The following is a 16,765-nucleotide window of genomic DNA, read 5'->3' as shown; positions in this document are numbered from 1 at the left end:
AATCAATACTCCTCCCTATATTTACGAGAAATATACTGGGCAACGAGGTTCATAATGAGTGTAAATACAAACAAAGTCATTGCGACAGCGTACAAACTGTAATAAATTGTTGAACCAGCAGGAGCTTCCCCTCCTGTTACTTCAACGATATAAGCAGTCATCGTCTGCATTGATTGTGTAAGATCAAACGTAAAGTCTTTATTACTTCCGCTTGCTATAGCGACAATCATTGTTTCTCCAATAGCACGGGAAATTCCTAATACAAATGAAGCAATCACTCCGGATATAGCTGCTGGAATAACAACTTTCCAAGTCACCTCAAGTTTTGTTGAACCGAGAGCAAGAGCACCTTCTCGCATTGAGTTCGGGACAGAACTCATTGCATCCTCAGAAAGTGAGGCTACCATAGGAATAATCATAATACCCATTACAATACCGGGACTCAGAATATTAGTTGGATCTAAAGCTGGGATAAAGGATCTCAATAAAGGTGTTACAAAAGTATATGCAAAGAAACCATATACAATTGTAGGAATACCAGCAAGAATTTCAAGTATTGGTTTTAATATTCTACGAACTTTATCGGAAGCATACTCACTTAAGAAAATAGCTGCCATTAAACCAACAGGAATAGCCACAAACATCGCAATTACTGTAGAGTAAATCGTCCCTGTCAGTAATGGAAGTACACCAAATTGTGCGTCATCACCTAGTGGATTTAATATAGTTCCAGTATAGAAGTCTAAAAAAGGAACATCTTTGAAAAAGTTTATTGTTTCAGTTAATAAAGTAATAACTATGCCAAGAGTTGTAAGTATTGAAATCGTAGCAATAGCCAATAAAAATTTAGGCATAACCTTTTCTGTGACAGAAGTTAGATTTGTAGAGCTTCTCTTTTTTTCAATCATGTCACGGATGCTTTCTTTGTTATCCAAGATCGAAAACCCCTTTCATCCTCCATTTATTTTATTTGGGGGAGGTGAAATTTTTAGTAGTTTATATTAATAGAGGAAACACATAAGAAGATGAGAAGCTAATCTTCTCATCAACTTCTCATCTTCTGTGAATAGGAAAAGCAATAATTATGATTATTTTAATCCTTCTAGGAAGCTGATAGACTCTTGAATTACTTCATCTTTTAATGGAGCAAATCCAGTTTCTGAAGCTACAGTTTGAGCATTTTCCATAGCATAGATTGCATAATCAAGCACTTGAGGCTTCTCTTTTGCCATTCCAACATTTAAATATGTGAAGACTGGGCGAGTAAATGGTTTATATGCTGCTGCATCATCCAAACCGATAGTATCTAAACTTGGAGCAACAGGACCATTACCAAAGTCAACATTTACTGCGTTTAGCTTGTCTTTATTGCTGTCGTAGTAACCATATCCAAAGAATGCAATAGCATTTTTATCTTTAGAAACAAGATCTACAAGAGTAGAATATTCTTGTTGTAAATTTACAGAATCAACAAAGTCTTTTTCTTCCATAATCGTTTCAAACATGAATTCGTTTGTACCATGGTTTTCATTAGGACCCATTGGTTTGATTTCTTCAGCTGGCCATTCAGGGTTGATATCAGACCATTTAGTTACTCCACCTTCAGCAAGGAAGATCTTTACTACTTCTTCTTGAGTCATTTCTGTTGCCCAATCGTTTTCTTTGTTAATAACAAATGTTAAACCATCAAGAGCAACTTGGAATTCTTTGTATTCAATACCTAATTCATCTGCTTTTGCCGCTTCTTCGTCTTTGATTTCACGTGATGCATCGTTGAAATCTGTTCCGTTTTCAGCTACTAAGAACTTTTCGAAACCAGCAGAAGTACCTGCACGGCTTACTTCAACGGAAACTTCTTCATTTTCAGTCATATAATTTTCTGCCATTTTTGCCATAAAAGGATAAACTGTACCTGATCCATCTATTACAACGCTACCTTCTAATGCAGTTTCTTCTTCATTTGAATCTCCGGATCCAGTGTTTGATTCTTCTTCTGTAGATGCTCCATTGCCACATGCTGCTGCGAATACTACTAAAATTCCCATTACTAAAAGTAATACTAAGCTCTTAAAGCTTTTCATTGCCATATTCCCCCTAAAGAGTGTTTTTTGTTTTGTCCTACGAGTAATAGAATAACGCTTGAGTATTAATGACGTTTTAAGCAAATGTAAAGGTTTTGTAAATTCGTGGTGGAGATTGTCACATTTTGTTTGATAGGGGGCATGCACGTGTATTAAACATAATTTTTGGAAGTTAATAAGAAAGTGATTGTAGGAATTGTTTGACAGAAACACAAAATTTGGGAAAAGAATTAATTGTAGATTTGGAAAGAAGAAATTTAAAAATGAAAAATAAAGCTGGATTATGAGGTATCTTCTACACCTAAACAGCCAATAGATGTTGAAGCATTTGGGGGAAAAAGAAAAATTAATAACATAAAACAAAAGTAAATATCCTAATGAATCTAACATAGGGGAAAATCGAATATAAGTTTCCCCTTTACCCACTACTATCACCATCAACAAGATTGTTTTTTAAAACTGGTTTATGTCCTGTGTGCTCAATGCTTTTATCACTTTCTTTCAGATGAACATGTTTTACAAAAAAGTAGATAACAAAGTGTCCCGCACCAATAATTGCAAGTAAAACCGGAATACTTTGTTTTTCATCAAAGAAAGAAATAGCAATAATAAACCCAACTATTGAAACAATTCTTCCTGCATTAAGAAAAATCTCTTTTACGACAATATATTCAATTCTCGCCTTGGCAGCACTCCATGCTTTTCCTATAACGTCATATGTTAACGACATGTATGGAACGAGTAACATTGGGTAGCCAATTGCAATAAGAGCTCCATAAATAAGTAATCTTTGATAGGTCACGTCAAAAAGTATTAAGAAAATCGAAACATACAGTAGCGTTCCACCTATTAGTATGAAACGTTTACGCTTCGTTTTCTTTATCACTCTTGTTGCAAGATAATAGCCCAGAAAAGCAACCGCGGAATTAACCAAACCAAAAGTTCCTAATGCCAGTTCACTTCCGGTAGAAATAAAAACAAATACACCAATTACAAAAGCAAAAGTCCCTTCACGTAAACCCTGAAAGAAATGTGCTCTGGTAATAAGCCCCCAATTTTTGTTCTTTTTCCTTTCATGGAAAATTCGGGCTAATATATAATCTCCTTCTGCTTTTCTTCTCTTTAAAAAAAGCTAAGCACTACTGCACCTGAAAACAATATGAGAGATATAGTGAAGATTGTTGTATAACCAGTAAAATTTTTTAACCTGGAAATAACAAAGCCTGCAACGATTGGACCAACCATTCCTGCTGTGGAATTCATGACACCTAAAAATCCATTAAAAAAGTCCCTCGTTTCAGGTTCTGTGATTTCAAATGTTAAAACATTGAATGCAAGCCAATAGAAACCATACCCTATCCCTAATGTACCACCTAAGAGAAAGAGAAATTTTGCAGCAGAGCCTCCTATCATGAGGACAATTAAGAAGAATGCTGCTAAGAAAATAACTCCAAGTCTTAAAACGATTACACGGTCAATTTTTTTAGCTAATCTACCTGCAAAGATAAATGTTAGAGGTTGCATGACCACTATTGATAAATTATAAATGGCCAAGTCAATAAACTTTCCTGATTGTTTCCACAAGTAAACATTCACAAACGTATTAGAAAGCGCAATACTTAATGAATACAATCCACCTATCACTAATAATAAAACTAAATCCTTACTGACATCTACATCACCAATAATCTTCTTCATTTTTGACATAACAACTACTCCCCTTCAACTTCTAATACATAGTTTGTCTTATCGGATTGTAGTTATGTATTTAGATTGTAAATAGTAGCAGTCATTTAAGAGAAGATTTCAAATTAAAAAGGACTAACAGAATGTTAGCCCTCTCTTTTCCGAAAAAATTTTTTTATTATTTCGCTGCGTTAAAACGCTTAGAAACTTCATCCCAGTTTACTACATTCCAGAAAGAAGCAATGTAGTCTGGACGACGGTTTTGATAATTTAAGTAATATGCATGCTCCCAAACATCTAAACCAAGAACTGGTGTTTTACCTTCCATTAGAGGAGAATCTTGGTTTGGAGTACTAGTAACCTCTAGCTCACCTTTATTAACTACTAACCAAGCCCAACCTGAACCGAAACGAGTAGTTGCAGCTTTCGCAAACTCTTCTTTGAAGCTATCATAGCTTCCAAATTTAGCGTTAATTGCATCAGCAAGCTCACCTGTCGGCTCACCGCCGCCATTTGGTGATAAGATCGTCCAGAAAAGACTATGGTTAGCATGTCCACCACCATTATTACGTACCGCTGTACGAATAGCTTCTGGAACAGCGTCTAAGTTAGAAACTAACTCTTCTACACTTTTTCCTGCTAAATCAGCATTGCCTTCTAATGCTGCGTTTACATTTGTAATGTAAGTGTTGTGATGTTTTGTGTGATGGATATTCATTGTTTCTTTGTCAATATGTGGTTCTAGTGCATCATAAGCATAAGGTAATTGTGGTAATTCATAAGCCATTGTTAATTCCTCCTTAATATATGTACGAGTTAATAGCCAATATAGGCTTCTCAATTCCTAGGTTACCAAAATTGTCCTATACTTTCAATTGAAAAGCCTTAAACACAAATAACAGTCTTCTCACAAAAAATAAATTATATGCAAGAGGAATTCCTTCCTACCTTAGAACCTGAAAGAGGAAATAACCAATCATTATTAATTGAATAAGTCCTTTTGCAAAAACACCTGAAATAAATCCTATTAAAGAACCAAAACCCGCGTGAAGGGCATCTTTTAAGGTCTTTTTATGGAATAAAAGCTCTGCTACAACCGCCCCAATAAAAGGACCAATTATAATTCCAAAGAATGGGATAATAAAAGGACCAACTAAAAGACCAATTGTACTTCCCCAAATAGCCGCTTTACTTCCTCCGAATTTTTTAACTCCCAATAGATTTGCAAGATAATCCGCTCCGAATAACAAAGCAATAAAGAGCCCCTGTATAATCCAAAAAATCCATGTTAATTCAGTAAAGGTAAAGAACAAACCATATAATAAAAATCCTATGACAATGAATAGCACACTTGGGATGATTGGGTAAATAAGTCCTATAAAAGCAACAACAAACATTAGGATGATCATTGACCAATAAATTATTTGCATGGCAAAAACCTCCTTGAAAGAATTTTTCTCGGCTATGTAAAACAAGTTTCAGTTCTTACTTAGAATCCTTCTCACTGTCTTAAAGCTATTTTATTATTAGGTGCATACACCTTTTCTCTAGTTTATATATATTGGATACAAATTATAAATGACAGGTTGTATAAATATGAGAATTTATACAACCTGTCATTTTTAGTTTACGTTAAATTGTTTGGAAATGCCAGATAATGAATTGGATAATCCTTTTAATTGTAGTCCAATTTCATGAGTACTTTCCATCTGTTGTATTTGATCATTACTTGTTGAAAGCATTTCTTCAGTACTGGCAAGGGTTTCTTGTGAAATGGATGCAAAGCTTAATGTTTGTTCTTCAAGGTCTGGAAGTACCAATTTTAATTTTTGAAGCTCTCCTTGCATTCCTTGGAGTTTCTTACTAACTGTATCGATTTCTATCATTAATTCATCAAATGATGATTTTGAATCGTTTGCTGTTTCAAGATAGCGTCTTATCTTTAGAAGCATTTCATCAAATTCATTTGTAGCACGTATAGTTACATCTTCCATTTCAGAAATTGATTTGGAGATGTCTACAGTAGCAGAAGAAGATTGCTCAGCTAGTTTACGTACCTCGTTTGCAACGACGGCAAATCCCTTTCCTGCTTCACCTGCTCTTGCAGCTTCGATTGTGGCATTAAGAGATAATAACTTCGTCTGATCAGCAACACCTTTTATTAAACCAACAAGATTTGTTATTGAAGATGAATGCTCTTTTACTTCTTGTATGGTTGATGTCATGTGTTCAAAATCTCTCTCAAAACTGTTAATGGTATTAATTAAGTATGTATTATTCTTTTCCCCACGCTTAGCTGATCTATTCATATCCTCAGAGCTTTGAAATACCATATCCATACCAGAGATTAATATTTGTATTTTTTGTTTCATTGATTGAAATCCATTTACAGTACTATCCGAGCTGCTTGCTGTTTGTTCAGCCCCGTGTTTTACAACATTAATAGCTGTTATTAACTGACGGCTATAAGAAAGGGCATCTTCAGAAGAAAGACTCAATTTTTCTCCGGTTGTTTCCAGTTCTGTTGTTGTTTCATTTATTTCATTTATAACGTTACTCATCTGTTCAATCATCATATTAAAGCTTACTTTTAGTGATTGAAGCTCTGGAATGGTTGTATTAATTAAGGCTTTTTTCTTTAAATTCCCTTCGCGCACCTCTGTCATAACATTCCGAAGTTCAGTCAAAGGTTTTGTTACACTGCGAACAAACAAAATTAGCAAGATGATTGAAATAACTAAACTCACTACAATTACAGCGAACATAAATTGTGCCATATCATTAATCGGTCCCAAATAAGATGCTGTTGGGACGATTAAAAGGTATTTCCCATTAACCTCAGGCATGTTAATAACAGAAATGGTATAGTCTTCTCCTTTAATTGTTTGGTGAAAAACCCCTTTTTCTTCTTTTGCAATCTTTTCTTTAAAAGCATCTGTGAAAGGGATTGTTGAATGATTACTAACTTTAAATGTGTTGATTTCTCCATTGGCATAATAATATAAATGAGATTGAATCCCGTCTGTTTCTAACTGCCGTTGTTGATCACGAATACTAATCTCTAACTGCTGCATAAAATATGCCTCATCACTTACATATAAAAACTTTAAGTTTTTCGCAACATATGTCATTACTTCAGACTCACGACTTATACGATTTTCGATTGTTTCAATAGTTGTATCCTTTGCCTTAATATAAGAACTAATACCTACAATAGTAACAGAAACAATTAATAAGAAAATAAATAAGAACAATAAACGATTTTGTAAACTAAACTTCTTAAATGCTTTATCAAATAAACGGTTGGATGCAGACAGATTTTTATTCATTTTTTTCTTGTTCTGATTATGTTTTTTCTGGTCAAACTTCTTATGTATAAAAGTATTATTGATGTGGTCAACCCATTTCTTTACCAAACCGAATCCTCCATCTCTCGTGTAATTTCGACTAATTATAACATCGAAATATTAAGCTAGTGTTAAGATTGAAATACGTCAATAAGACATATTTCTTATTTTCGATCAAGGATTTACGGCCTACTATTATCTTTTCTTTTAGTGTTAAAAATATATATAAGAAAAAGGCTGTATTAAATTCACTTTAACACAGCCTTAAAATAAGAAACCTTGTTTCCCTTATATATTCAATTTAAGATTAGTCTCTATAACCTAAAACAGCTTCTGCAATGTTAACGGAATGATCACCAATCCGTTCTAAATTGCTTATGATGTCAACAAAAACAATACCAGCTGAACCTGTACAGCTACCTTCGTTAATACGCATAATATGCTTTTTGCGAAGGGTTCTTTCCATCTTATCAATTTGCTCTTCAGATTTTAATACTTTTGATGCTAATGCTGTATCTTTGTCATCAAGAGCTGTTACTGAATCCTTTAATGTTTGAATCGTTAATTCAAACATATCTTCTAAATCTTTTTTAGCTGAATCAGTTAGTTTAACCTTGTTCGTTAATTGGTAACCAACTAATTCTACTACATTTTCAATATGATCACCAATACGTTCTATATCCCTAACTGTGTCCATTAGCATGCTATGTTCTTCAGACTCTGTCGGAGACATTTCACTTCTTGATATAAGTATTAAATAGTCTGTAATTTTTCGATCTAGGTTATTAATCGCATCTTCAAGTTGCATGGCGGTGTCTGCATTTTTTTGAGAGTATGTTGCTTGGTAATCTCTTGCTGCTTCTAAACCAATTGTTGCAAATTGTCCCATACGAAGGACTTCTTCCTTTGCCTGTCCCAGTGCAATAGATGAAGATTGTTCTATAAATATTGGATCTAAGTGTTTTGTTTTATACTCAATTACTGAATCTTCCCCCGGAATTAACTTCGTCACTATAAAGGCTAAGAAACCAATAAATGGTAATTGAATCAACGTATTTGTAAAATTAAACGTACCGTGTGCAAAAGCGATCGTCATTTCAGGATTTAAGTGTAATGCTCCTTGTAAATACATCATAAAACTTGTAAATATAGGTAAGAAAATAAGAAAAATGGTTGTTCCAATTAAATTAAAAATAACATGTGTTAATGCTGCTCTTCTGGCTGCTATAGAAGCACCGATAGATGCTAACACTGCTGTAATTGTCGTTCCAATGTTATCTCCAAAAAGTACAGGTAGAGCTGCTTTTATATCCACTAATCCCTGGCCAAATAACTCCTGTAATATTCCAATCGTTGCACTGGAGCTTTGTACAATAACCGTAAAAAGGGTTCCAACTACTACTCCCAATAACGGATTGCTACTCATACTAACCGTTAAATCATGAAATGCCTCTAAGGTGCGGAGTGGTTTCATTCCATCACCCATCAATTCCAATCCAAAGAATAGTGCACCAAACCCAAAAACAATTTGACCGATATTATGTATTCTTTTGTTTTTAAAGAAAAATAGTAATATTGCTCCGACAGCGATTATAGGCAGCGCGTAATCCGAAACTTTAATACCGATAATAAATGCCGTAACAGTTGTCCCAATATTAGCCCCCATAATTACACCGATAGCTTGTCTAAGACTCATAAATCCAGCACTTACTAAACCAACCGTAATAACAGTTGTTCCACTACTGGATTGAATTAATACCGTTACAATAACACCCGCTAAAACACCCATTAACGGATTTGTCGTAAACTTATCCAAAATGTCTCTCAACTTATCGCCGGCTGATCGTTGAAGACCATCTCCCATATACTTGATCCCGAAAAGGAAAATCCCTAATCCACCAATGAATTCAAATATCATCTTCTGGATATCTAATTCCAAAATTTCCAACTCCTCATTTCGTCTTTTGTCGACAAACATCTACAACCCTTACAATTATTAACGAAATACTGTTTTATTGTAAAGAGATTTATTAAAAATATTTACAAAAAATTTATAATATCTTTACAAAGTGAATTTTATATGATTATTCCTTTTATCTAGCTTCGATTCCTTGTCATTATCTATCAAGGCATATAAAATAGAGAGCGTAAACTTTTGAAGGATGTGTCTTCTTATCATGAATATATTTAAGCAACTTTATGTAAGTATTTATTCTCCAAAAACGATTTCGAAATTTCGGTTTCAAGGAATAGGCAAAACGATTCTGTTCGTCTTTATTTTGTCTTTGTTAAGCACCTTACCAACTGCTCTTTATTTTTCAAGCAGCTTAAGTGAAGGTTTGAAAAGTTTTGATGAAACACTCAGAAACGATTTACCTTCTTTTACAATTGAGAATGGTTTACTTTCAACAGACTCAGAAAAACCTGTAGAGATAAAGAAAGATGGATTTTTTATCATTTTAGACGGTTCTGGGGCTTATGGAGTGGAGGAGATGGAAGCAAAAGAAAATGCAATTGGGATTTTATCGGATAAATTTGTTTTTGCGGCAAATGGGCAAGCACAAACCTATGAATACTCCCTATTGAACATGACCATCTCAAAGGAAGATATCATGGAGATCACATCACAGTTCAACCAGCTGCTTCCAATCGTACTTACAATCATGATTCTTGTTATGTACTTATTTGGTGCATTCGTCAAATTTATTGAAATCACCATTTTAGCTTTGTTTGGCTTGGCATTCAAAAACAGTCTGCAGCGAAAAGTGAACTTTAAACAATTGTGGGTTATTGCAGCATACTCTACAACATTAGCGACCATCTTCTTTATCATCATGGATAGTTTGCAAGTGGTTGTTCCAAGCGGATTTTTATTGAATTGGTTTGTTCATTTAATCGTTCTATACCTCGTATTAAAAGAAATCCCACCAAATAAGAAGAAGATTGAAACCACTTAAAAAAACGCGGAGAAATCCGCGTTTTTTAAGTGCCGTGTATAATTTTCAAAACTTTATATAGAAGATACAAAAAAGCAGACATATTTAAATAGGACAAGCATAGGATCATTATATAAAATCATTTCATTGGAGGATCTAAAAAATGAAGCGATTCTCAATTTTACTCCTATGCTTTTTTATTTGTTATATTATTTATTATGATTTAAAAATTGGCACACTCCCAGTTATGAATAAAACGGCTATCGTATCCTCAGTACCCGTTAATATTGAAGATAAAAAAGCCGCTTATTATGAACATTCTGTCAAACAAGGTGATACTGTTTTAACGATTACAGAGAAATACCATGGTACACTTCCAATTTCAATTGATCAGCTTGTTAAGGATTTTGAAAAACTTAACCCTGATGTAAAGGTGGAGGAAATTCAGGTTGGTACTTCTTACTTTTTTCCAGATTATAAATAGTAGATCATCCTTGTCAATTCATAACCCTCCCTGTAAAATGAGGTTGGAAAGTAGAATTACTAGAAAAAAAGAAGAAACTCAAGTATCATAAAGCTATATGTTCATGAAATGCTTAAACTACTTTAAGGAGCGATTTACACGTGAGTGAAATCATACATCGTACGAAAACAAGACCTGTAAAAGTCGGTAATTTAACGATTGGTGGAAATAATGAAGTTGTTATTCAAAGTATGACAACAACTAAAACCCATGATGTTGAGGCAACTGTTGCTGAAATTAACCGTCTTGAAGAAGCAGGGTGTCAAATTGTACGTGTTGCATGTCCTGATGAACGTGCAGCTAATGCAATTGCTGAAATTAAAAAAAGAATTAATATTCCACTTGTTGTTGATATTCATTTTGACTATAAACTCGCGTTAAAAGCAATTGAGGGTGGAGCAGATAAAATTAGAATCAACCCTGGGAATATAGGGAGAAGAGAAAAAGTAGAAGCTGTCGTAAAAGCAGCAAAAGAACGTAAAATCCCAATCCGAATCGGAGTAAACGCAGGCTCATTAGAAAAACGAATTTTAGAAAAATACGGTTATCCAACTGCAGATGGTATGGTTGAAAGTGCCCTGCACCATATAAAAATCCTGGAAGATTTGGACTTCCATGATATTATCGTTTCAATGAAAGCTTCAGATGTAAACTTGGCCATTGAAGCATACGATAAAGCAGCTAGAGCTTTTGACTATCCTTTACACTTAGGTATTACAGAATCAGGAACACTTTTTGCCGGAACCGTAAAAAGTGCAGCTGGTTTAGGAGCAATTCTTAGCAAGGGGATTGGAAATACGGTACGTGTTTCTTTAAGTGCTGATCCGGTTGAGGAAGTTAAAGTTGCCCGTGAACTTTTAAAATCATTTGGCTTAGCAGCAAATGCTGCAACATTAATTTCCTGCCCAACTTGCGGAAGAATCGAAATTGATTTAATAAGTATCGCAAACGAAGTGGAAGAATATATTTCACACATTAAAGCTCCAATTAAGGTTGCAGTTTTAGGTTGTGCCGTAAATGGTCCAGGAGAGGCTCGTGAAGCTGATATTGGTATAGCTGGTGCACGCGGGGAAGGTTTACTTTTCCGTAAAGGAGAAATCGTTCGTAAAGTTCCTGAAGCGACAATGGTTGAGGAACTGAAAAAAGAAATTGATAAAATTGCTGAAGAACATTATGCTAAGCAGGCCGCTGAGAAGGCTGAAGCAAACGCATAAAATAAATTCATACAGAAAAAAGGATATACCACAATTTGTGGATATCCTTTTTTCTTTGTTTTTTATACATCTTCAGGTAAGATAAACGTTCCAAAATTGCTTGTGTTGGCCAATGAGAGGGCTGAATCCTCTTCCCTGCTATCATCTTTATAAAAACGTTCCTGGAGCTTCATATTAGCCTCATACGCACCATTATTTATTTGATTGGATTTCACAGGATTGTGAATAGATTGTTTCTTTTTCATTTCCATGTGCCCTATCCCCCTATCGCTAAAAAACTCCTGATTAAAATAATAAATTGGGGATTGACCATAAAGATCAACCCCCAATTTCAATGTCTTATCAGCTATTCTAAAAGAACGGCATGATAAAGATCCCTAAGATAATTGAAACGACACCTATTCCAATTGCCCAAGCTCCTGTTGTAAGAGCCCCTCTTCTTCTGGCAATAAACCCAACAATTATACCTGCTGCTCCTAAAATGACAGGTAAGATAAATAGTGAAATGATGGATAAAGCTAAGGCCAGATATCCTATCCCTTTGCCTTCACCAACTCTTTCACCTCGATCAGTCTCAGTACCAGCTGCCTTATAGGTACCTCCCATATTAACCGGGGCTGCAATTTCAGCAGCTGCTTCTGTTTCATAATCTGTTTCTATTTCTCGATCTAGCGGCGTGATTCCCCTATAATCAGGATTGTCAAAACGATCTCGTTCATTGAACTTATTTTCGTCTGCCATGTAGATCCCATCCTTTCTTAAATAAAGGAGCATTCTTATTATAAACTTAGTGTCAAAAAGTATAACTGTAAAACATTTCTGTTCGATTAAAAATTCTGTATGGTACACTATGTATTAGGACTTCATGAAGGAGAGAATAGACATGTTACGACTAGGAATCGACATAGATGGAACTGTTACTGATCCGCAAACCTTTTTACCTTATTTAAATCAGTCATTTAAAAAATCCTTAACATATCAAGATTTAACTCAATATGATTTAACAAAAATTTATAACATTACAGATGCAGACTTTTGGAGCTGGATGGACGAATTTGAGCCAATTATCTATAAAGAAGCACCACTTGCTTTACATGCAAAAGAAGTATTAGATGAATGGAAAGATATACATCAATTAATGTTTATTAGCGCCAGAAGAAAGCATTTAATAGAAATTACAAATCAATGGTTCAAAGATAAAGACCTTTTTTATCATCATATTGAATTAATTGGGAGCCATGATAAGCTTGCGGCTGTTAAGGAAAATAATATTTCCATTTTCTTCGAGGACAAGCATGATAATGCCTTGTATGATAAGTGAAGAACACGGTATACCAGTTATCTTATTTAATACGCCTTATAATCAAGATCCTGTTCCAAAAGGGGTTATTAGAGTAAATGATTGGCGTGAGGCAAAGAATTGGGTTCAGCAATGGACTGAAATAAAGATATAAGAAAAGGAAGGCTACTTACATGCAGCCTTCCTTTTCTTTATAGTTGACATTGAGGGCATCTTCCATATACTTCAAACTTATGACCGCTTATATCATAGTTATTAAGGCTATCCGTTAGATTTCCCATTGGACAACCAGGAAGTTCTTTCGTTTTTCCACATTTCAAGCAAATAAAATGATGATGATGGTGTTTTGTGCTACAAGTAAATCGAAAGTGCTTTTCACCAGACAACTCTGTCATTTCAAAAATTCCAAGATCAGCAAATAGGGAAAGGTTTCGGTAAATTGTATCGAAACTTAAACCTGGATAATCATCTTTCAAAAATTCCAATACATCTTTAGCTGTAAGATACTTATCATGGTCAGCAAAGAGTTGGAGCATTTCTTCCCTTTTACTTGTGTATTTGTATCCTTTTTCTTTTAATAAGTCGAGAGCTTCTTGAACGTTCATGAAACTTTCCCCTTTGTATATTTAGTCCATATGATTGTCATAATCAAAATAAGAACTGATAGGATGACAATTGTTCCGCCAGGTGCTAAATCTAAATAATAGGCTAGGAATAATCCAATAATAACAGATATTTCACCAAATAGTACAGAAAAGAATATCGTTTGCTTAAATCCTTTAGCAATTCTAATACTGGCAGCAACAGGTAATGTCATAAGAGATGAAACCAACAAAATCCCGACAATTCTCATTGAGCCTGCAATGACAAGTGCTAGCATAAAAATAAAAATAAAGTGAATAACTTTTGCACTAATACCAGATGCTACGGCATGTTCTTCATCAAATGATAACAAAAAGAGTTCTTTGTATAGGAAAAATATGACGAAAATAACTGCAACTGTAATTGCTGAGATCACATACATATCCGTACGACTTACAGCACTTATACTACCAAATAAATAACTGAATAAATCGGTATTAAAGCCGTCAGCAAGCGAAATAAATATAACACTAATCCCCACACCTGCTGATAAGATAATCGGGATAGCCAATTCCTGATAATGCTTATAAACTGTCCTAAGTTTTTCTATGAAAAGAGAACCACCTACTGAAAATGCCATGCCTAAATATAGTGGATTGATTCCTACAAAAGCTGTTACCCTTTTTTCCAATAATAAACTAGCAGCAATTCCAGCCAATGTAACATGACTAAGTGCATCTGCTATTAAAGACATTCTCCTTACAACTACAAATACACCAAGTAAGGGTGCAATCAACCCAATAAGCATTCCAGAAATAAAGGCATTTTGTAAAAATTCATATTGAAAAAGACTACTTAACATTTCATATTTCCTCCATTAATGGGAGTGATCATGTGATAACACATGTAAGGAGTGTCCGTAAAAGTCGGACATCTCATCATCCTTTAGTGATTCAAATTCTTTGGAGTTCCCATGAAAATGTAAATGCTTATTAATGCATGCAACATGTGACACTTTGTCTGTAATCGTGCCAACATCATGAGTTACCAAGATTAGTGTGATACCAAGATCCTTATTTAAGGATAACAACATATCATAAAAGCTTTGAACCGTTTGAGCATCTACCCCAACGGTTGGTTCATCTAAAATTAACAATTTGGGGTTGCTTACAATGGCTCTTGCAATAAACGCCCTTTGCTGTTGTCCACCAGACATTTCGCCAATATTGCGCTTAGCAAAAGCACTTAATCCAACAGCTTCAATCGCTTCATACACTTTTGTACGATCTTGTTTAGTCATAAATTTGAACAACCCAAGCCTCGACGTTAAACCACTTGACACTACTTCAAACACAGATGCTGGAAATCCGGTATTAAAGCTATTTGCCTTTTGGGAAACAAACCCTATCTCATGCCAATTTTTAAACTTTTGAATTTGATGGCCAAACAACTTTATTTCACCTTGCTGAGGTTTTAATAATCCTAATAAACATTTTAATAATGTTGTTTTTCCGGATCCGTTTGGCCCGACAAGCCCCAGAAAACTGCCTTGTTCTATCGTTAAATCTATATTTTCAAGTACTCTTTGCCGCTCATAAGTAAAGTTTAGATCTTTTATTTCTACAACAGGTTGATTCATTTGCATCTTCCTTTATGATTTAAGAATCGTTACGATTTATAAACGATTTCTATATGTTAGACTTTTACAACATAAGAATTGTACAGGAATCTTTATGAAATGTAAAGCAAATTGCGTTCTTAAAAAGCGGCACATTTTAATCAAACCTTCCATACATTGTTTTAGAGGAGGTTTAACTATGATCTTATTTCAAAAAATCATCAACCAAAAGCTTAACAACATTTCTGTTGAAGAACTCATGCAATATGCAAAGCAATTTAATATTACAATCGAACGTTCCCAAGCAATTAAAGTTGTAAAAGCTATGCATGGAAAAAACATCAATATTTTTAATGTGAATGAAAGAAAAAAATTACTTACTCAGATTGCAAATATTACCTCTCCACAAACAGCTCAACAAGTAAATCAAATATTCCAGAAATTTACGAACTAACCATACTTATGAGGATATTCAAATTCTGAATATCCTCTTTTTCAACTTTCTTTTATGCTTTTAAATAAATATTGATTTGGCACATAAAGAAGAGAACTACTTTTTGTATGTAGTTCTCTCCTCTTTCTCTATTGATTTACTATCTTTTCCAAAAGTCCCTCATCAAACCTTTTTTCTCTGAACATATTAATTTCAAATTTATAAGGAGGCTTTTTATATTTTTTATCTTCACCAACAAAAGGAGTTTCCAAAATCTTAGGAACATTCATTAGTGCTTCGTGATGAACGATTCGATTCAGTGCTTCAAAGCCAATATGACCGAAACCGATATTTTCATGTCGGTCTTTACTAGAACCCATTGGATTTTTGCTATCATTAATATGCAGCACTTTTATTCTGTCCAATCCAATAATAGAATCAAACTGTTTTAGTACTCCATCAAAATCATTAACAATATCATATCCTGCGTCATGTGTGTGGCATGTATCAAAGCAAACTGATAAGTGCTGATTATGTGTCACACCATCAATTATTTTCGCTAATTCATCAAAGGATCTTCCACATTCAGAACCTTTACCAGCCATTGTTTCTAAAGCAATCTGTACTTCTTGATCTTGTTCTAAAACCTCATTTAAACCTTCAATAATCTTTCGTATTCCTTCATCCACACCTGCGCCTACATGTGCACCCGGGTGTAGAACAATTTGTTTAGCTCCAAGTGCTTTTGTTCGTTCAATTTCTGAACGTAAAAAGTTTACACCTAGTTCAAATGTTGCCGGATTTGTCGTGTTTCCTATATTAATGATATAAGGAGCATGGACGATAATTTCCTCTATACCATTCTCTTTCATATGTGCTTGTCCCGCTTCAATGTTAAGGTCTTCTATCTTTTTTCTTCTTGTGTTTTGTGGAGCACCTGTGTAGATCATAAATGTGTTTGCTCCATATGAAACGGCTTCTTCACTTGAAGTTAGTAACATTTTCTTCCCACTCATTGAAACATGTGATCCAATTTTCAACATTT

The 16,765-nt window shown here is 34.4% G+C and carries 16 protein-coding genes and 2 pseudogenes; 5 read left to right on the top strand and 13 right to left on the bottom strand.

Going from position 1 to position 16,765, the window contains the following annotated elements:
• Positions 1–2: 2 nt before the first annotated feature.
• From pstC to AC0L8O_RS05560, 7 genes and pseudogenes are all read right to left on the bottom strand, one after another.
• Entirely contained in the window at positions 3–908 is a 906-nt protein-coding gene (gene pstC / locus AC0L8O_RS05590; protein ID WP_051475377.1) for a phosphate ABC transporter permease subunit PstC, read from the bottom strand.
• A gap of 180 nt (positions 909–1,088) precedes the next feature.
• Entirely contained in the window at positions 1,089–2,081 is a 993-nt protein-coding gene (locus tag AC0L8O_RS05585) for a PstS family phosphate ABC transporter substrate-binding protein (protein WP_078432553.1), read from the bottom strand.
• A 418-nt stretch (positions 2,082–2,499) separates the two neighbouring features.
• Positions 2,500–3,788 (bottom strand): annotated as a pseudogene (locus AC0L8O_RS05580) (MFS transporter).
• Between the two features lie 157 nt (positions 3,789–3,945).
• Complete coding sequence (gene sodA / locus AC0L8O_RS05575; RefSeq protein ID WP_473446904.1) at positions 3,946–4,554, bottom strand: superoxide dismutase SodA; 609 nt, start codon at positions 4,552–4,554, stop codon at positions 3,946–3,948.
• A gap of 157 nt (positions 4,555–4,711) precedes the next feature.
• Positions 4,712–5,197, bottom strand: coding sequence for a DUF456 domain-containing protein (locus AC0L8O_RS05570; RefSeq protein WP_473446903.1), 486 nt, complete (start codon positions 5,195–5,197; stop codon positions 4,712–4,714).
• A gap of 192 nt (positions 5,198–5,389) precedes the next feature.
• Positions 5,390–7,183 carry a methyl-accepting chemotaxis protein gene (locus AC0L8O_RS05565; protein WP_473446902.1) on the bottom strand — a complete coding sequence of 598 codons (1,794 nt, stop codon included), beginning with the start codon at positions 7,181–7,183 and terminating at the stop codon, positions 5,390–5,392.
• Between the two features lie 238 nt (positions 7,184–7,421).
• Positions 7,422–9,053 (bottom strand): Na/Pi cotransporter family protein, encoded by a 1,632-nt coding sequence (locus tag AC0L8O_RS05560; RefSeq protein ID WP_473446901.1) that lies wholly within the window; start codon positions 9,051–9,053, stop codon positions 7,422–7,424.
• Between the two features lie 238 nt (positions 9,054–9,291).
• Here AC0L8O_RS05560 and AC0L8O_RS05555 point away from each other — a divergent pair, with 238 nt between their 5' ends.
• The 3 genes from AC0L8O_RS05555 (at position 9,292) to ispG (ending at position 11,787) form a co-directional block, all read left to right on the top strand.
• On the top strand, positions 9,292–10,071 hold the full coding sequence (locus AC0L8O_RS05555) for a DUF1189 domain-containing protein (protein ID WP_394186399.1): 780 nt from the start codon (positions 9,292–9,294) through the stop codon (positions 10,069–10,071).
• A gap of 142 nt (positions 10,072–10,213) precedes the next feature.
• Positions 10,214–10,534 (top strand): LysM peptidoglycan-binding domain-containing protein, encoded by a 321-nt coding sequence (locus AC0L8O_RS05550; protein WP_473446900.1) that lies wholly within the window; start codon positions 10,214–10,216, stop codon positions 10,532–10,534.
• Between the two features lie 140 nt (positions 10,535–10,674).
• The gene (ispG, locus tag AC0L8O_RS05545; protein WP_026558733.1) at positions 10,675–11,787 is read left to right on the top strand and encodes a flavodoxin-dependent (E)-4-hydroxy-3-methylbut-2-enyl-diphosphate synthase; all 1,113 of its coding nucleotides are present in this window, start codon (positions 10,675–10,677) and stop codon (positions 11,785–11,787) included.
• 62 nt (positions 11,788–11,849) lie between these two features.
• Here the strand turns inward: ispG and AC0L8O_RS05540 are convergent, their stop codons facing one another.
• Both AC0L8O_RS05540 and AC0L8O_RS05535 read right to left on the bottom strand, forming a co-directional pair.
• Positions 11,850–12,038 (bottom strand): hypothetical protein, encoded by a 189-nt coding sequence (locus AC0L8O_RS05540; protein ID WP_473446898.1) that lies wholly within the window; start codon positions 12,036–12,038, stop codon positions 11,850–11,852.
• A 100-nt stretch (positions 12,039–12,138) separates the two neighbouring features.
• Positions 12,139–12,528, bottom strand: a complete 390-nt coding sequence (locus AC0L8O_RS05535) for a DUF4190 domain-containing protein (RefSeq protein ID WP_473446897.1) — start codon at positions 12,526–12,528, stop codon at positions 12,139–12,141.
• Between the two features lie 142 nt (positions 12,529–12,670).
• Here AC0L8O_RS05535 and AC0L8O_RS05530 point away from each other — a divergent pair.
• Positions 12,671–13,241: pseudogene (locus tag AC0L8O_RS05530) on the top strand (hypothetical protein).
• Between the two features lie 37 nt (positions 13,242–13,278).
• On the opposite strand, the gene AC0L8O_RS05525 reads toward AC0L8O_RS05530, so the two are convergent.
• Genes AC0L8O_RS05525 through AC0L8O_RS05515 form a run of 3 tightly spaced genes read right to left on the bottom strand, consistent with a single transcriptional unit; the run spans position 13,279 to position 15,308 of the window.
• Entirely contained in the window at positions 13,279–13,692 is a 414-nt protein-coding gene (locus tag AC0L8O_RS05525; protein ID WP_251683902.1) for a Fur family transcriptional regulator, read from the bottom strand.
• On the bottom strand, positions 13,689–14,531 hold the full coding sequence (locus tag AC0L8O_RS05520; RefSeq protein WP_473446896.1) for a metal ABC transporter permease: 843 nt from the start codon (positions 14,529–14,531) through the stop codon (positions 13,689–13,691). The genes AC0L8O_RS05525 and AC0L8O_RS05520 overlap by 4 nt, the downstream gene beginning before the upstream one ends.
• A 15-nt stretch (positions 14,532–14,546) precedes the next feature.
• Complete coding sequence (locus AC0L8O_RS05515) at positions 14,547–15,308, bottom strand: metal ABC transporter ATP-binding protein (protein ID WP_026558727.1); 762 nt, start codon at positions 15,306–15,308, stop codon at positions 14,547–14,549.
• Positions 15,309–15,486: 178 nt separating this feature from the next.
• On the opposite strand from AC0L8O_RS05515, the gene AC0L8O_RS05510 reads away from it, so the two are divergent.
• Positions 15,487–15,741: a DUF2624 domain-containing protein gene (locus AC0L8O_RS05510; protein WP_473446895.1), complete on the top strand. Its 255-nt coding sequence runs from the start codon at positions 15,487–15,489 to the stop codon at positions 15,739–15,741.
• 128 nt (positions 15,742–15,869) lie between these two features.
• On the opposite strand, the gene AC0L8O_RS05505 is transcribed toward AC0L8O_RS05510, so the two are convergent.
• Positions 15,870–16,763, bottom strand: coding sequence for a deoxyribonuclease IV (locus AC0L8O_RS05505; protein ID WP_473446894.1), 894 nt, complete (start codon positions 16,761–16,763; stop codon positions 15,870–15,872).
• Positions 16,764–16,765 lie beyond the last annotated feature (2 nt).

The organism is Metabacillus sp. KJ11-3 (assembly GCF_055808295.1).
This window is presented reverse-complemented; position numbering and strand designations above follow the sequence as displayed.